The organism is Streptomyces odontomachi (assembly GCF_024435355.1).
GTDB classification, from domain to species: domain Bacteria; phylum Actinomycetota; class Actinomycetes; order Streptomycetales; family Streptomycetaceae; genus Streptomyces; species Streptomyces odontomachi.
In genome coordinates this window covers 76721-93303 of the sequence record NZ_JAMJWG010000018.1, presented here as the reverse complement: position 1 = coordinate 93303, position 16583 = coordinate 76721, and the positions used below count along the sequence as shown (strand labels likewise).

Here is a 16583-nt window from a genome sequence, read left to right as displayed (position 1 = left end):
GGACCTCCGGCCGGAAGAGCAGACCAGCCGGGGTGGCCGGCGCGGACATCGCGCGGGAAAGCTGCGTAATGCCTCCACCCCACCCGAGGCGGCGCCGCGGATCAAGACCCTCTTGCGGGGCGCGGTGCCTGTGGCGGTGTCCGCCGGGGGTGCGTCAGCGCAGGCGGGCCGCGCGGAGTTGGAGGTAGCGCTTCTCGGGGACGCTCAGGGTGTGGCCGGCCGCCAGGTGGTAGGCGTCCCGGGCCCCGGACAGGTCGCCGGCCCGCTCCAGGAGATGGGCGCGCACGGCGTGCAGCCGGTGGTGGACCGTCAGCCGTGGATCGCCCTCCAGCTCGCGCAGCACGGCGAGCCCCGCCGCAGGGCCGTGCACCATGGCGACGGCCACGGCGCGGTTGAGCTCGGCGACCGGATCCGGCCGGATGCGCAGCAGCACGTCGTACAGGGCGAGGATCTGCGGCCAGTCCGTGTCCTGCGTCCGGTCCGCCTCGTCGTGCACGGCGGCGATCGCCGCCTGGAGCTGGTACGGACCGGGCCGGGCACGGGTCAGTGCCGACGACACCAGCGCGACGCCCTCCTCGATCATCCCGTGGTCCCAGCGGCGGCGGTCCTGGTCGGCGAGCGGCACCAGGTTGCCCTCGTCGTCGGTGCGCGCCGCCCGGCGGGCGTGCACCAGCAGCATCAGGGCGAGCAGTCCGGTCACCTCGCCGTCGTCCGGCAGCAGCGCGTGCACCGTGCGGGTGAGCCGGATCGCCTCGGTGCCGAGTTCGACGCGCTGCAACGCGGCGCCGGACGTCGCCGTGTAGCCCTCGTTGAACACCAGGTACAACACCTGGAGGACGGCCGCGAGACGTGCGCCGCGCTCCGCCCCGGCGGGCTGCACGAAGCGGCCTCCCGCCGCCTTGACCGTCCGCTTCGCCCGGCTGATCCGCTGGCCCATCGTCGTTTCGGGAACGAGCAGCGCGCGGGCGATCTCCGCGGTGCTCAGGCCGCCCACGGCACGCAGTGTCAGGGCGATCTGCGAGGCGGCCGACAGCTGCGGGTGGCAGCACAGGAACAGCAGCGTGAGCGTGTCGTCCTGGGAAGGCGCCCGTGTGGTGCCGGGCGGTTCCAGGGCCACGGTGCGTTGCTCCCGGCGCCGCCTGGCCTCCTCCGCACGCAGCGCGTCGGTGAGCCGCCGGGAGGCCACCCTGATCAGCCAGCCGCGCGGGTTGTCCGGCGTGCCGCGCTCGGGCCACTGCCGGGCGGCCTCCAGCAGGGCCTCCTGAACGGCGTCCTCGGCCAGGTCGAAGTGCCCGTAGCGGCGCACCAGCGCGCCGAGGACCTGCGGCGCGTTGCCGCGCAGCAGGTCCTCGACGCGTTCCGGTGCCGTCACACCTCGCAACCGGCCTGGGACGGGTCGTCCAGCGGCCGGACGGTCAGCGGCGGATTGGCCGCAGAGCCCTCCGGCGTGGGGCACCGGTGGGCGCGCGCGGCGATCTCGTACGCACGCTCCGGACGGTCGACGTCCACGATCCAGTAGCCGGCCAGCACCTCCTTGGTCTCCCCGTACGGACCGTCCGAGACCACGGGGGAACCGTCCGCCGCCGCCGTGACGGACCTCGCCTGTCGCGGATCGGCCAGGCCCTGCCCGTCCACGAACTCACCGCTCTCGGCGAGGTCGTCGTTGAGCGTGCTCATGTGCTCGAACATGGCCTTGAGGTCGCCCTCGGACCAGGTGGGGTGGCCGTCGGACGGCTTGCCGCTCATGGCGTCGTACGCCGCCTGGTTGCCGTTCAGCATGATCATGAACTTCATGGCCCTCACTCCTTCTGCCGTTCGCCTTGCGCCTGGGACGTCGGAGTCAGGTCGTCGTTCTCGACACCGCCTGGGGGCGATTTTCAGACAGCTTTCAGATCGGAGAGTTCTGATCGGATCGGACGGGTTCCAAGGGGTCGGGGCGTGCTCCGACCTCGCCGGGACTTCGATGCTGCCACCCCGGCCCACCCCCGGCCAGCGGGCGCCGCCGTCGGGTCGCGTCGCGCCCCGGCGGAGCCGTGACCGGTGCGCACGGCGTCCGGCGTGGCTCAGGCCCCCAGCACCCGGTCCACGAACGGGTTGCGGAAGGTGTGGGACGGGTCGAGCGCCTCGGCGAGCGCCGCGAAGTCGGCGATCCGCGGGTAGCGGGCACGCAGCACGTCGGGGGCCGTCGTGAAGACCTTGCCCCAGTGCGGACGGGCCTCGAACGGGGCAAGACGGTCCTCCAGCAGCCGTACCACGGGCAGCACGGCGGCGGTGTCCTTCACCCAGGTGAAGTGCAGCGCCACCGTGTCGCGCCGGTAGGCGGGGCTGAGCCACTGGGCGTCCGCCGCAACGGTGCGCACCTCGCAGATCTGGAGTACCGGTGCCAGCGTCTCCCGGATCGTGTCGAGCACCTGGAGGGCCGCGCCCGCGTGCTCACGCGGCAGCAGGTACTCCGACTGCAACTCGGCGCCGCTGCTCGGCATGAACTGGGCACGGAAGTGCGGCAGCCGCTCGTGCCAGGGACCTTCCTCGCCCAGCTGCGGGGTGCAGTTGCCGGCGGGCATGCCGGGCACCGGGTGCAGGGGCTCGGTGGCGGGCGCGGCCCAGGGGAAGTCCGGCGCCGCCTCCCGGTCGGTGCGCTGCTTGACCCACACCTGGTTGAAGCGCGGGGCACGCCAGTCCGTGAACAGGCTCACGCTGTACGCCGCCCCGGTCACCGCCGCGAAGTCGAGATCGGCGAGCGGCAGCCCGGTGTACACGTGCTGGCGCATCGGGTACGCCGGCTCCAGGTCCAACGTCAGCGCGAGCACGACGCCCAGGGCCCCCAGCGAGACCACCGCGCCGTCGAACCGCTCCTCGCCGCGCCGCAGCGTGCGCATCGCGCCGTCGTGCGTGACCAGCTCCACCTCGCGCACGGCCGACGCCAGCGAACCGTTCGCCCTGCCCGAGCCGTGGGTGCCGGTCGCCACCGAGCCGGCCACGGAGATGTGCGGCAGGGAGGCCATGTTGTGCAGCGCCAAGCCGTGCGCATGGACCTCCTGGGCCAGCTGTGCGTACCGCACCCCGCCCGTCACCCGCACCGTGCGCGCCGCCGTGTCCACGTCGATCCCGGCCGGCAGGGCGGCCAGCGACAGCAGCACCCCTTCGGTGTCGGCGATCTCGTTGAAGGAGTGCCCGCTGCCCAACACCCGCACGCGTCTGCTCGCGGCCACCAGCTCCCGCAGTGCGCCGAGCGAACCGGGTGCGGTCACCTTCTGCGCTGCGAAAGTGACGTTGCCCGCCCAGTTCGTCACGGCCGGAATACCGTCGCTCATCGAAGCCCCTCACTCGCTGCTCTGGCCAGCACCCCGCCGTGCGGGGCCCGCGCGCCATTCTCCGTCACCACGGGCGGGGGAGGGCAGGCGGCCCCGGGCACCCCCGGACGCCCCTTCCCGCAGGCCGCCCCGAACGGACGGACACGCCGAGCGTGGGCTCCCGGTGGGTCGCTCACCGTGGGGGCATACCGTGAGAGCCGTGAGCGGACGACAGCAAGGACCGCTCACGCCGCAGGAAGGTAGCGAGGAGAAGCGATGAGCGTCACGGGCACAGGACCTCAGACACAGGCACCACACGGCACGCCGGAACGGCGCACTGCGGTGGTCGAAGGGCTGATGGACCGGTTCCCCGAGGTGCCGCGGGAAGCCGTCATCAAGGAGGACCTGCTGCGCGGCGGCGTCGCCTTCGACGACTCCGCACTCAGCGACAACGAGAGCGGCGAGGTCAAACCCAAGTCGTACTTCATCTTCTCCTTCGACCACGGCACCCTCCCCGAGCTGGGCGAGGCCGCCCTGCGCCGCCCGCCCGAGGAGATCGTCCTCACCGGCGGCCCCTACGAGCTGCGCCGCACGGTGGTGTCGGTGCGGGTGAACCCGACCTCCCCGTACCGGGTGGCCGCCGGGGACGACGGCATGCTGGGGCTCTACCTGGACGGCCGGCGGATCGCCGACGTCGGTGTGCCCCCGATGCCGGACTACTACCGGCACACCTTGGCGAACGGAAAGTCCGTCATGGAGGTCGCCCCCACCATCCAGTGGGGCTACCTCATCTACCTGACCGTCTTCCGGGTCTGCCAGTACTTCGGCGCCAAGGAGGAGTGCCAGTACTGCGACATCAACCACAACTGGCGCCAGCACAAGGCCGCAGGCCGCCCCTACACCGGGGTGAAGCCGGTGGAGGAGGTGCTGGAGGCCCTGGAGATCATCGACCGGTACGACACCGCGGGGGCCTCCACCGCGTACACGCTCACCGGCGGCGCCATCACCTCCCACATCGGAGGCAAGGACGAGGCCGAGTTCTACGGGCAGTACGCGCAGGCAATCGAGGAGCGCTTCCCGGGCCGTTGGATCGGCAAGGTCGTCGCCCAGGCGCTGCCCAAGGCCGACGTGCAGCGCTTCAAGGACTACGGGGTGCAGATCTACCACCCCAACTTCGAGGTGTGGGACCGCCGCCTGTTCGAGCTGTACTGCCCCGGCAAGGAGCGCTACATCGGCCGCGACGAGTGGCACCGCCGCATCCTCGACTCCGCCGAGGTCTTCGGGCCGCGCAACGTCATCCCCAACTTCGTGGCCGGAGTCGAGATGGCCGAGCCGTTCGGCTTCACCAGTGTCGACGAGGCGATCGACTCCACCACCGAGGGCCTGCGGTTCTTCATGTCACGGGGCATCACCCCACGCTTCACCACCTGGTGCCCCGAGCCCACCACCCCGCTCGGCAAGGCCAACCCGCAGGGTGCGCCGCTCGAGTACCACATCAGGCTGCTGAAGGCGTACCGCGCCACGATGGACGAGTACGGCCTGTCCTCCCCGCCCGGCTACGGCCCGCCCGGCGCGGGCAACGCGGTGTTCTCCGTGAGCTCGTTCATGGACAGCCTGCCGCCGGCCGAAGCGACGGCCACCAGCACCGGATGACCCCGGCCGGCGGGCCGCCCGTGACCTGGCGTGTCACGGGCGGCACACGGGGCGCCGGAAAAAACAATCGCGCGATCGGAATCGGCCGGGCTACAGTGCGGGCATTGCGCACGGTGGCCGGGCCGACCGGCACCGCGCACGGTCCACGGCCTGCCCGGACGCCGGTGCAGGCAGAGGTACGAGGCTCGCGCTCGACGCGTGCCGGAGAAGGGAGGTGTGACCGATGGCCGTCTTTGTGGCGGGCGCTGCCCGCTCCTTCGCCTTCATCTCGTCCACTCCCGTGGTCTCCGGCTGAAGCCTGACCTCTGAAATCCGCGGATCCCTCTTCGACATCCGCGTCATCGGATTTCTCTTCCAGGCATCTCCTACGGCGCTCCACCCATACCCGTACGCCGTCGCCTTGCGCGCCGGTGCGCGTGCGCCGCCGGGACCACCCTTCGAAGGGTCATCCTGTCTTGAACGAGCCGAACAACTCCTTCGCGGCCCTCGTCCCCTACGGCTGGGACACCACCTGGGCCGCGGCGTTCGCCCCGTACGCCGCGCGCGGCCTGGTGCCCGGTCGGGTCACCCGGGTCGACCGCGGCCGGTGCGATGTCATCACCGCCGACGGCACCGTCCACGCCGACACCGCCTTCGTCACCCCGAAGGACCCCCTGAGGGTGGTGTGCACCGGCGACTGGGCCGCCCTTGACGCGGACGGTGACCCCCGCTTCGTGCGGGAGTACCTGCCGCGCCGCACGGCGTTCCTGCGCTCCACCTCATCCAAGCGGTCCGAGGCGCAGATCCTCGCGGCCAACGTCGACCACGCCCTGATCACCGTGTCCCTCGCGGCCGAACTCGACCTGGACCGCGTCGAGCGGTTCATCGCGCTGGCCTGGGAGTCCGGGGCCCAGCCCGTCGTGGTCCTCACCAAAGCCGACCTGGTGCCGGATCCGGTGACCCGGGCGCACCTGGTGGAGGACGTCGAAGGGACGACGCCCGGCGTGCAGGTCCTGGCGGTCAGCGCGGCCACCGGTGAGGCGATCGACGTGCTGGCCGCCGGCGTCGCGGGCGGCACGAGCGTGTTGCTCGGGCAGTCCGGGGCGGGCAAGTCGACGCTCGCCAACGTGCTGGTCGGCGAGGACGTGATGCAGGTCCACGCGGTGCGGGACGTCGACGGCAAGGGCCGGCACACCACCACCACCCGCAACCTCCTGGTGCTGCCCGGCGGCGGCGTCCTCATCGACACGCCCGGCGTGCGCGGGGTCGGACTCTGGGACGCCGGTACGGGCGTCGGCCAGGTCTTCTCCGAGATCGAGGACCTCGCCGGGGACTGCCGTTTCCACGACTGCGCCCACCTGGCGGAGCCCGGCTGCGCGGTGCAGGCCGCCGTCGCCGACGGCACGCTGCCGCAGCGCCGTCTCGACAGCTATCGCAAGCTGGTCCGGGAGAACGAGCGGATCGTCGCCAAGACGGACGCCCGGGCCCGCGCCGAACTCCGCCGGCAGTGGAAGCAGCGCGGCGCGGAGGGCAAGGCGGCGATGCGGGCCAAACGGGGGTACGTCGACTGACCTGCCGGCTTCGCCGGCCCCACCGGGAGCACGTCGCGGGCGCATGGCCCATGCGGCGTGCTCCCGGCGCCGCCGGCCCGCCACCGCCGCACGTCCTGGTGACGTCCTGGCGACCTCGTCACCAGGCCAGCGCGCCCAACCAGGCCGCCGTGATCAGCAGGCACGCGAACAGTTCCGCGAGCACGCTCCAGCCGCCGGACCGCATCGCCGCCCTGGTCGCGGTCACCGCCTCGCCGCGGCCACCCAGCCGCACGCGCTCGGCCAGGTAGATCCCGCCGACGAACCCGGGGACGGCGCCGATCACCGGCAGCACGCAGAAGCCGATGAGCGCCCCCGCCCCGGCGCGCAGCGCGAGCCGGTGGGTGAGGCCGTCTCCCGCGCCCCGGCGCCGGGACGGCAACTGCCAGCGCACGGCCTGGGCGGCCAGCAGGATGCCGGTGGTTCCGGCCAGCACGATTCCGGCGAGCCGGCTGCGGTCCTGAAGCGCCCACCACAGAACGGCCGCCCACACCAGCCACGGGCCCGGCACGCCGGGCACCAGCACGCCTGCGAGGCCGAGCAGCATCACCAGGCCGACCAGCAGGAGCTCGGGCACTCCCATCTGCCCAGGGTGCCCAACACGGCGCCGAACCGCAGAGCAGGCGAGGCCGAGCGGTCGCCCCGCCCGACGCGTTCGGGCTCACGTCGGGATGCCTCGGGCCGTATATGGCGGAAAACAGTCGTGACCGCCCTTGCCTGACCTTGTTGGCCCCATCCGGGGAGTCCCCTCGCGTGGACGTGCCACGGTGCACTCGACGACAATGCAGGAGCATCAGCGCTCGGGTCGCGGGCGTCACCCGTACGGTGGAATTTGCGGACGCCTGCGGTGCTGCCGTGACCCTGATCCGGATCCGGACCTACCGGGCGCGATGGGCGGTAGGCCCAGGTCACACCGACGGCCGCCGGGCGGCTCTCCCGTGGGGGGTGGGGTCGCCCGGCGGTCTTATCCCCCGAGTGGCCCAGCGAGACGCGGATTTTCGTGTCGGCGCCGTTTTCCGGCCGTCAGGGCGGTGGACAATAACTGCATGAGCCAGCAGGGGGAGAGGTATTCGCGCCACGAGGACGACTGGTGGAGGCAGTTGTACGACGGTGCCGCCGAGGACACGGGACCCGCCCGTACCGACGACACCATCGACGACCGGTTCGCTTCCGCCCGCACCACGCTGGCGGACACCCCGCTCGTCCCACCTCGCACTCCGGAGCCGCCCCGCGCCCCCAGACCGGCGCGCACAGCGCCCGAGCCGCCCCGCGTCCCAGAACCGCCCGACCCCGACCGGAGCGCTGGATTCGCGTACCCGGAAGCCCCCGACGCCTCGGACGCCTTCGATCCTTCCGACGCTCCGCCGGAGCCACGGGGCCCGTTCGAGCCACCGAAGACGTCCCGCACGCCGCACGTCCCGCACCCTCCCCAGGCTCCCGACCAGCGGTCCGTATTCACCTATCCGGGGGCCTCGGAGCCGGCCGACGCTCCGTACGAGCCGACCGATGCCCCGCGCGGAACGACCGACGCCCCGCCCGGATCGGGCGAAACCCCTTCCAAGTCGGCCGACGAATTCGAGCCACCGCGTACGCCGGGGGCACGGACCCCAAAGCCACGCACCCCTTCGTCCTGGTTCACCCCCGCGCCACCCCGCGCAAAGAAACCCCCCGAAGCCCCCGCCCCACCCGCCGTCCCTGAAGCCCCTGACCTGCCCACGCCACCGGAAACTCCGGGGCCGCCGCGGGTGCCCGGGGTGCCGGATCTGGCTGGGCCTCCCGAGGTGCCGGGGGTGCCGGATGTTCGTGGTCCGTCGTTTGTGTCCGGTCCGTTCGATGATGCGGCGGATCCTGACGTGGCCGCTGGGCGCGATGTGCCGGGGTCCCGGGGCGTTTCCGTGCCGTCTGGTGTGCCCGGCCCGCCCTCCGTCCCCGAAGCCCCTGACCTGCCTGGGCCTCCCGAGGTGCCGGGGGTGCCGGATGTTCGTGGTCCGTCGTTTGTGTCCGGTCCGTTCGATGATGCGGCGAGTCGTGACGTGGCCGCCGGGCGCGATGTGCCGGGGTCCCGGGACGTTTCCGCGCCGTCTGGTGTGCCCGGCCCGCCCTCCGTCCCCGAAGCCCCTGACCTGCCTGGGCCTCCTGAGGTGCCCGGGGTGCCGGGTGTTCGTGGTCCGTCGTTTGTGTCCGGTCCGTTCGATGATGCGGCGAGTCGTGACGTGGCCGCCGGGCGCGATGTGCCGGAGTTCCCGGACGCTTCCGCGTCGCGGCGTGCGCCGGAGCCGCCCGCAACCCCCGGCACCGCATCCGTGCCCGCGCCCGCCACGGAGCCCGATCTCGACCTGTCCGTGCCGGACCCCGCCGACACGCTCTGGGAGCCGTTGCCCCCGGCCTGGGAGAGCCCCACTGAGCGGCCTGCTCCCGGCGCATCTTCTGACGCGCCCGCGCCCGACGCCTCCGCCGACTCCGCCGACTCCGACACGGCCGCACCGCGCGCCGCATCCGACGCGCCCGCACGGCCGGCGTCGTCCGATGCGTGGCAGCCGTCCGACACCTGGCAGCCGTCCGACTGGCAACCCTCTTCCTGGCAGCCGTCCTCCCCCTGGGAACCAGGGGAGTGGCACCCGACGGGCAACGCTCCCGGGGCGTGGACGTCCCCGGAGCCCGGGGCCGGGCCGGCCTCCGCTGCCGGCTCTGCGCCCGCACCGGCACCCGTACCCGCCCCTGAACCCGCGGACTCCCCGGACCAGCGGCGCGGACCGGTAGAAGACGCGCCTGGCCAGGGCTACGAGCCGGCTTCCGACTTCGAGACGCCGCCTGACTCCGAGCCGCCCTCCGAACCCGGGACGACGCCTGACTCCGGGACCACGTCCGGTTTCGGTGCGGTCTTCGACTCTGGTTTCGGTACGGCGGCCGGCGCGGGCTCGGACGTGGACTTCGCATCCGACCTCGGCACGGCATCCGGCCCTGGCCCCGACCTGCCCCCCGACTCCGCCCCCGGCTCCGACTTCGGCACCCCGTCCGGCCCCGAGGCGACCCGCGATCCCGACTCCGGCACTCTGCCGGACGCCTGGACGGCCGGTGGGCCGACGGGAACGGCGCCCGGCCCCGCGGCGGCGTTCCCGTCGCCCGCGGCAGAGCACGGCGCCGGCTCGGTCGGGCCCGCCTCCGGTACCGGCCCTGACGCCCCCGCGTCCGGCTTCCCATCGGCTCCCGACCGGGCCGGCCCGCCGCCCGCGTCCGACATGACCCGCAACTTCCGGACGGGGCACCGTCCGACCGGCACGACGCCGCCCGCCTGGGCACCCTCCGGCTTCGGGGCGACGCCCCCGGCATCGGCGCCGCCGCCCGGCAACGCCCTGGGCCCGGGTGTCGTCCACCACGTCGGCGACCGCCCGCCCACCTACGAGGCCGAACCGGTCGCGCTGCCGGAGGCCGACCCCGACGGCGTCGGCGAGGTCGTCGCGGACACCGTGCTGGACGGCGCGCGCTATGGCGCCTGCACGTTGCGTGCCGTCTCCGTGCGCGGCGACTCGGCCAGGTACCGCGGTGAGCCGCGCCGCGACGCCCTGCTCACGGCCCGTTTCGGCACCGGCGAGCAGGCCCTGGTGCTGGTCGCGATGGCCACCGGCGCACGGGCCGTGGCAGGTGCGCACCGGGCGGCCAGCGAGGCGTGTGCGGAGCTGGGCAGGGTGGTCGGCCGCCATCACGCCGGCCTGTCGGAGGACATCCGCGCCGGGCTCCGCGGTCCACTCAAGGCCGGTCTGCACCGGTTGACCGACCGCGCCCTGGGCCGGCTGCGTGCACGGGCCCGTGAGATGGGCGTCCCGCCGGAGGAGTACACGGCGACGTTGCGCTGCCTGCTGCTGCCCGCAGATCCCGACTGCCGGCTGCGGATCTTCTTCGGGTCCGGTCCCGGCGGCCTGTTCCGGATCCGTGGCGGTGCGTGGCAGGACCTCGAGCCGTCCTCGCCGGAGGCGGTGGCCGACGCCTCCGGCCGCGGTGGAACGCCGGCCGAGGACCCCGCGGGGGACCGGCTGACGATGGAACTGGGGATTCCCACGCCCCCGAGCCCTTGGGACCGTCGTCCGGACCCGCGGGTCACCGGGGGAGAGCCGGCAGCGGCGCCGCCCCCTGCCGCCTTCCGTTTCCACGCCGCCTCCGCAGCGAGCGGCGACGTCCTGCTGCTGTGCAGCCAGGGTCTCGCGGAACCGCTGCACGGTGAGCCGGCCCTGGCAGCCCATCTGGCGGGACGCTGGGGACGCGGCGAGCCGCCCGGCCTCGCCGAGTTCCTCGCCGACGCCCAGGTCCGCGTGAAGGGCTACGCGGACGACCGTACGGCCGCCGCCGTCTGGGAGGCCTGAGCACCCACGGGCGGCCGGGGGAGCCCGAGTCGTCACCGCCGGGGCGCGGAGGCCCCTCCGACCGGGGGGCCTCCGCGCGGCCACCGCCGCCCAGCCGCCGCCGGAGGCCACAAGGACCCTCCGGCGCGGTGCTCCTGATCCCGACCCGCGGCGGTGCGACAGGATTAGGAACCCGCGTCGTGCCTACATGGACGTCATCCGGTGCCACTCACCAGGGACGCACCAAGGGCTCGCCGAGGAGTTCGAGGAAGCCATGGCCAAGCAGAACGTCGCGGAGCAGTTTGTCGACACCCTCGTACGCGCCGGGGTCAAGCGGCTGTACGGGGTGGTCGGGGACAGTCTCAACCCCGTCGTGGACGCCGTGCGGCGGCATCCCGGCATGGACTGGATCCATGTGCGGCACGAGGAGACGGCCGCGTTCGCGGCCGGTGCCGAGGCCCAGATCACCGGGGACCTGTGCGCCTGCGCCGGGTCCTGCGGTCCGGGCAACCTGCACCTGATCAACGGCCTGTACGACGCGCACCGCTCCTCCGCCCCGGTGCTCGCCCTCGCCTCCCAGATCCCGTCCAGCGAGATCGGGTTGAGCTACTTCCAGGAGACCCATCCGGACCAGCTGTTCCGTGAGTGCAGCCACTACTGCGAACTGATCTCCAACGCCCGGCAGATGCCCCGGCTGCTCCAGACCGCCATCCAGCACGCCGTCGGCCGCTCCGGCGTCAGCGTGGTGGCGATGCCCGGCGACATCGCGGACGACCCCGCCCCCGAGCGCACCACCGAAAGCGCCCTCGTCACCACGCGCCCCACCGCGCGCCCCGGCGATGCGGAGATCGACCGGCTGGCCGCCATGATCGACGAGGCGGACCGGGTCACCCTCTTCTGCGGCCGGGGCACCGCGGGGGCGCACGCCGAGGTCATGCAGTTCGCGGAGAAGATCAAGGCACCCGTGGGTCACGCCCTGCGCGGCAAGGAGTTCATCCAGTACGACAACCCGTTCGACGTGGGCATGAGCGGTCTGCTCGGCTATGGCGCCGCTTACGAGGCCACCCACGAGTGCGATCTGCTGATCCTGCTGGGCACCGACTTCCCGTACAACCCGTTCCTGCCCGATGACGTGCGGATCGTCCAGGTGGACGTGCGCGCCGAGCACCTGGGCCGGCGCAGCAAGCTCGACCTGGCCGTCTGGGGCGATGTGCGCGAGACGCTGCGTTGCCTGATCCCGAAGGTGTCGCCCAAGACCGACCGCAGGTTCCTGGACCGGATGCTGAAGAAGCACGCGGACGCGCTGGAAGGCGTGGTGAAGGCCTATACCCGCAAGGTCGACACGCACATCCCGATCCACCCCGAGTACGTCGCCTCCGTGCTCGACGACCTCGCCACGGACGATGCCGTGTTCACCGTGGACACCGGAATGTGCAACGTCTGGGCGGCCCGCTATCTGACGCCGAACGGCCGGCGACGCATCATCGGCTCCTTCTCGCACGGTTCCATGGCCAACGCGCTGCCGCAGGCCATCGGGGTCCAGTTCATCGACCGTGGCCGGCAGGTGGTGGCCATGTCGGGCGACGGCGGATTCGCCATGCTGATGGGTGACTTCCTCACGTTGGTGCAGTACGACCTGCCGGTGAAGGTCGTCCTGTTCAACAACTCCTCCCTCAGCATGGTCGAGCTGGAGATGATGGTCGCCGGCCTGCCCGCGTACGGCACGGCCCTGCGCAACCCCGACTTCGCCGCGGTGGCCCGGGCGTGCGGGGCCCACGGGGTGCGGGTGGAGAAGCCCAAGCAGCTCGCGGGCGCGCTGCGGGACGCCTTCGCGCACAAGGGCCCCGCGCTCGTCGACGTCGTGACCGATCCGAACGCGCTCTCCATCCCGCCCCGGATCAGCGCCGACATGGTGACCGGGTTCGCGCTCTCCGCGTCGAAGATGGTGCTGGACGGCGGCGTGGGCCGGATGGTGCAGATGGCGCGTTCCAACCTGCGCAACGTGCCGCGACCATGAGGCGGGCCCGGCCGCTTCGACGGGCGGGTCGGTACCGGCGTCCCTTCGACGATATGACCGGCGGGTGCGACGGCAGGGCGCGACCGCGGGGTGCGACCACGCCCGCCGGGCGTTTCTTTCACCTGCCGTGCATCGGACTGTGACGGTCGCAAACTGACCCGCGCCGAGCCGTGACCTCGCAGGTCACGGCCGTGTGCGGGTCCCCGGCTCGGTTTCGAAGGCGGGCGGTGGTGGTCCCGGCTTATGACGTAGTCATGACCCTTTATGACCTCGTCATGACCTCGTCATGACGTCGCGGGTGTGCCATGAAAGGACATGAGTGCCGCAGAGCGGGCGGGGCATGCATCTCGTGTACCTGTTCGAGGGGGAATCCACGGGGAAGGAACGGTTGCATCGTGTGGACAGCGGGGGACATGACAAGGCAATCACGCGATACCGAGCGCACCCGATTCATGCGCAGGGTCTGCCGGGCGGATCTCCGCGCGGTTCCGGAGACCCGCCATGCGCTGCGCACACTGCTGGAGCACTGGGGGAAGCCGGGCCGTTCCGACACGGCCGAGCTGCTCACCACCGAGCTCGTCACCAACGCACTGGTGCACACGGACGGGGATGCCGTACTCACCGCTGTGGTGCGCCAGGACACCTTGTACGTGGAGGTCAGGGACTTCGCCGGGCGCATCCCCAGGCCGCGCACGCCGAGCCCTGACGAGGGCACCAACGGCCGGGGCCTGATGCTCGTGCAGTGCCTCGCGGACGCCTGGGGGGTACGCACCCAGGGCACCGGGCCCGGCGAGGAGGCCGGCAAGGTGGTGTGGTTCGAGCTGGAGGCGGGCGGCGAGTGAGCCTGCCCACGAGCCTTGGGACTGGGGCGCCGGTCGGGGGACCGCAGGGGGCGCGGGCGTGGTACGGGCGCTGGAACGCGCCGACGGCGTCGCCGCTCCGGAAGACGGCGACACCGTCGTCACGGAAGATGCGGCAACGCCGTCATTCGGCGATGCGTCGACCGGCACGAGGCCGAGCCGACCGGGCCGGCGGTCGGAGCGAGTCGAGCCGGCGGCTCACCCTCAGCCGAACTGCTGCTCCAGGTCCTTGAGCTTGCGCTCCAGCGAGTCCAGCCGGGGCAGCGTCTGGGTGTCGTCCTCGGCGGTGAGGTCGACGGTGACCGGCTCGCCGAACCTGACGGCCTCCAGGGAGGGCCGGCTGCGCAGCGGCGACAGGTCGGCGTGCGGGCGGGCGGAGTCGGCGGAGCTGTCGGTTGCCGGGGAAGGGAGCGACGTCGTGCCGGCCCCGGCGGGGAGCGCCGCGTTGCCTTCCGCCGCGGTGAGCGCCGGGGTGGAGCCGGAGGACGCGGGCGAGCCGGTGGTCACGGCCGGCACGTCGACCTGCCGCCCGCCGCGCGAGGGCCACCTGGAGCCGCTCAGCGCCTTCAGGTGGGCCCGCTCGTGCCGCTGCTGCGTACGGCGCAGCCGGCGGTTGTGCTCCTTCTGCCGGCGGTCCTCGCGCACCTCTTCGACGGCCTCGTCGAGCGTGCGGACGCCCTCCAGCAGCATCAGGGACCAGGCCGCGTAGGTCTCACGCGGTGCGCGCGCCCAGCGGACCATGCGGATCTGCGGCAGCGGGCGGGGCACCAGGCCCTGTTCGCGCAGGGCGGCGCGGCGCGTCTGCTTCAGCGCACGGTCGAACAGGATGGCCGCGGACAGCGACATCCCGGCGAAGAAGTGCGGGGCACCCGCATGCCCGAGCCCACGCGGTGCGTGCACCCAGTTGAACCACGCCGAGGCCCCTGCGAACAGCCACACCAGCAGCCGCGAGCCGAGCGCCGCGTCACCGTGGCTGGCCTCCCGCACCGCGAGCACCGAGCAGAACATCGCGGCACCGTCGAGACCGAACGGCACCAGGTACTCCCAGCCGCCGGACAGGCCCAGGTTCTGCTGCCCGAAGCCGACCAGACCGTGGAAGGAGAGCGCGGCGGCGACGGCCGCGCAGCAGAACAGCAGGGCGTACGACGCCGTGCCGTACAGGGTCTCCTTGCGCCGTCGACGCTCCTCGCTGCGCTCCCACGAGTCCTCGGCGGTGGCCTTCTCCCCGGCACGCCGTGTGCGTGCGAGTACCGCAATCGCCGTCCCCATGCCCAGCAACAGCACGGCGCCCACCAACAACCAGTCCGGCGATATATCGGTAAGTCTCATCTGGGTCCCTTGGTTCGGGTTCGGGCGTTTCGGGCGTCATGGTGGCGCGATGCACGTGCCTTGCCGGGGGTTTCGGGACAAGAGAACGCCAAAGAGGTGCCCGGTGGGGCGAGCGGCGGCATTCCTCCCGAACTCTCGTGTGGATCATGCCAGTTGCGTTCGACTGGCGCGAACGGGAGCCCCCTGCAAGAGGGTTGGAAGGATAGCGCTGTGGCGAGGGCTCAGTGACCGGCAGGGGCGGTCAGCCGGGCGACGCGGTCGGTGTCGCAGGTGCGCGGGCAGGTCGCGCAGGTGTCCTCGGGGCGCAGCGTGTAGTAGAGGCAGCAGCTCGCCCGGTTGCGGGTCGTCAGGGCCCGCCCGCCGGCGTCCGCCAGCTCGCGGAAGGCGGCACCCGAGGCGTACGGGGCGGTGCCGCCCGGGAGCAGCCTGGCCAGCTCCGCGCGCGACCGCTGTTCCTCGCCGAGCAGATGGCCGATGTACCAGAGTCCTTCGGTGATCTCGTCGGTCGCCATCCCCCACAGGGCCCGGCCGCGGCGCCGCATGCGCGGCCCGAAGGCCGCGAGCAGCGGCGTCAGGTGCTCGGCCACGGCCGCGCGCACCTCGGTGCGCAGCGCCTCCTCGTCCGGCACCACGCGCGCGGTGGGCAGCGTGGCCGCCGGGTCGTCCGGCAGGCAGGCGAACGTGCCGGTGCGGACCGCGATACGGCCCTCGGTGCGGTGGTACGCCACGGCTGACACGGGCAGCCGCGGCACCCGCCGGGCCAGGAACCACGGCACGGTGATCAACAGGCACGCGGACCAGGCGTACCGGTGCAGCGCGAAGGTGGCCACGACGTCGGGGCGTGCCCGCCGGCCGTAGTCGCGCTGCGACCGGGCGTCGACGAAGGCCAGGAAGGAGTCGAGCGCGGGGCCGCCCGAGGCGAGCTGCTCGACCGGGATCCAGTCCACGCCCGACGGGTCGGGCTCGCCGGGCGCCGGCTCGGTCACCCGCAGCCCGGGGTGGACCGCGGCGAGTCGGGCGTAGGCCTCCGCCATCGGCGAGCCGGCCGGCTCGGGCACGGTGCCCGGACGCGCGGTGGCGCGCGGTGCGGCGGGGCCGGCCAGGGCGGAAGCGGGCATACGGGGACCACCCGATCTCGTTCGGTTTCAGGTAAGCCTTACCTTACTCGAGAAGATCGAGGTTTCAACTGGGGCTTCGTCGCCCTATCGTGCTGCTCGGATCAGCACGCGGCCCGCCGGTGTGCGAGTGGCGCGATGGCGCGCCCGGCCGCTAGAAGGAGTGCAGCAGTGGAGCATCCCCGCACGCGGAACGCCGACCACGGCACCGCCGGGTTGCCCGCCGCGGGCGACTCCGCCCGCCCGGACCCGCCCCTCGCGCCGGACGCACCGAGCCGTACGGCGTCCCCACGACCTCCGGCATCCTCGGGACGTCCCACGCCGTCCCCGGGACCTGCTGCGCCCTCGGAGCGCGGGGCGCCTTCGGAGCGCGGGACCTCGCAGGGCCGTACGGCACCCTCCGGCACCGTG

At 73.0% G+C, this 16583-nt stretch carries 11 protein-coding genes; 5 read left to right on the top strand and 6 right to left on the bottom strand.

Annotated elements, in window-relative coordinates; genetic code table 11:
* Positions 1-154 precede the first annotated feature (154 nt).
* The 3 genes from NQO67_RS31090 to NQO67_RS31080 form a co-directional block, all read right to left on the bottom strand.
* Positions 155-1372 (bottom strand): RNA polymerase sigma factor, encoded by a 1218-nt coding sequence (locus NQO67_RS31090; RefSeq protein ID WP_255953670.1) that lies wholly within the window; start codon positions 1370-1372, stop codon positions 155-157.
* The gene (locus NQO67_RS31085) at positions 1369-1794 is read right to left on the bottom strand and encodes a YciI family protein (protein WP_255953669.1); all 426 of its coding nucleotides are present in this window, start codon (positions 1792-1794) and stop codon (positions 1369-1371) included. The genes NQO67_RS31090 and NQO67_RS31085 overlap by 4 nt, the downstream gene beginning before the upstream one ends.
* A gap of 269 nt (positions 1795-2063) precedes the next feature.
* Entirely contained in the window at positions 2064-3314 is a 1251-nt protein-coding gene (locus tag NQO67_RS31080; RefSeq protein WP_255953668.1) for an FAD-binding protein, read from the bottom strand.
* A gap of 255 nt (positions 3315-3569) precedes the next feature.
* Between NQO67_RS31080 and NQO67_RS31075 the strand changes: the two genes are divergently transcribed.
* Together NQO67_RS31075 and rsgA are read left to right on the top strand one after the other, a co-directional pair.
* Entirely contained in the window at positions 3570-4946 is a 1377-nt protein-coding gene (locus NQO67_RS31075; RefSeq protein ID WP_255953667.1) for a radical SAM protein, read from the top strand.
* A 455-nt stretch (positions 4947-5401) separates the two neighbouring features.
* Entirely contained in the window at positions 5402-6496 is a 1095-nt protein-coding gene (gene rsgA, locus NQO67_RS31070) for a ribosome small subunit-dependent GTPase A (protein WP_255953666.1), read from the top strand.
* 118 nt (positions 6497-6614) lie between these two features.
* Here the strand turns inward: rsgA and NQO67_RS31065 are convergent, their stop codons facing one another.
* Positions 6615-7097 carry a DUF456 domain-containing protein gene (locus tag NQO67_RS31065; protein WP_255953665.1) on the bottom strand — a complete coding sequence of 161 codons (483 nt, stop codon included), beginning with the start codon at positions 7095-7097 and terminating at the stop codon, positions 6615-6617.
* 1630 nt (positions 7098-8727) lie between these two features.
* Between NQO67_RS31065 and NQO67_RS44405 the strand changes: the two genes are divergently transcribed.
* From NQO67_RS44405 to NQO67_RS31050, 3 genes are all read left to right on the top strand, one after another.
* Complete coding sequence (locus NQO67_RS44405; RefSeq protein ID WP_255953664.1) at positions 8728-10872, top strand: protein phosphatase 2C domain-containing protein; 2145 nt, start codon at positions 8728-8730, stop codon at positions 10870-10872.
* 253 nt (positions 10873-11125) lie between these two features.
* A complete protein-coding gene (locus tag NQO67_RS31055) occupies positions 11126-12868 on the top strand; it encodes a pyruvate dehydrogenase (protein WP_255953770.1) in 1743 nt (580 codons plus the stop codon).
* Positions 12869-13281: 413 nt separating this feature from the next.
* Positions 13282-13710: an ATP-binding protein gene (locus tag NQO67_RS31050; RefSeq protein ID WP_255953663.1), complete on the top strand. Its 429-nt coding sequence runs from the start codon at positions 13282-13284 to the stop codon at positions 13708-13710.
* A 222-nt stretch (positions 13711-13932) separates the two neighbouring features.
* Here the strand turns inward: NQO67_RS31050 and NQO67_RS31045 are convergent, their stop codons facing one another.
* Both NQO67_RS31045 and NQO67_RS31040 read right to left on the bottom strand, forming a co-directional pair.
* The gene (locus NQO67_RS31045) at positions 13933-15057 is read right to left on the bottom strand and encodes a DUF2637 domain-containing protein (RefSeq protein WP_255953662.1); all 1125 of its coding nucleotides are present in this window, start codon (positions 15055-15057) and stop codon (positions 13933-13935) included.
* A gap of 221 nt (positions 15058-15278) precedes the next feature.
* Positions 15279-16091 carry a (2Fe-2S)-binding protein gene (locus tag NQO67_RS31040; protein WP_255953769.1) on the bottom strand — a complete coding sequence of 271 codons (813 nt, stop codon included), beginning with the start codon at positions 16089-16091 and terminating at the stop codon, positions 15279-15281.
* Positions 16092-16583: the final 492 nt, after the last annotated feature.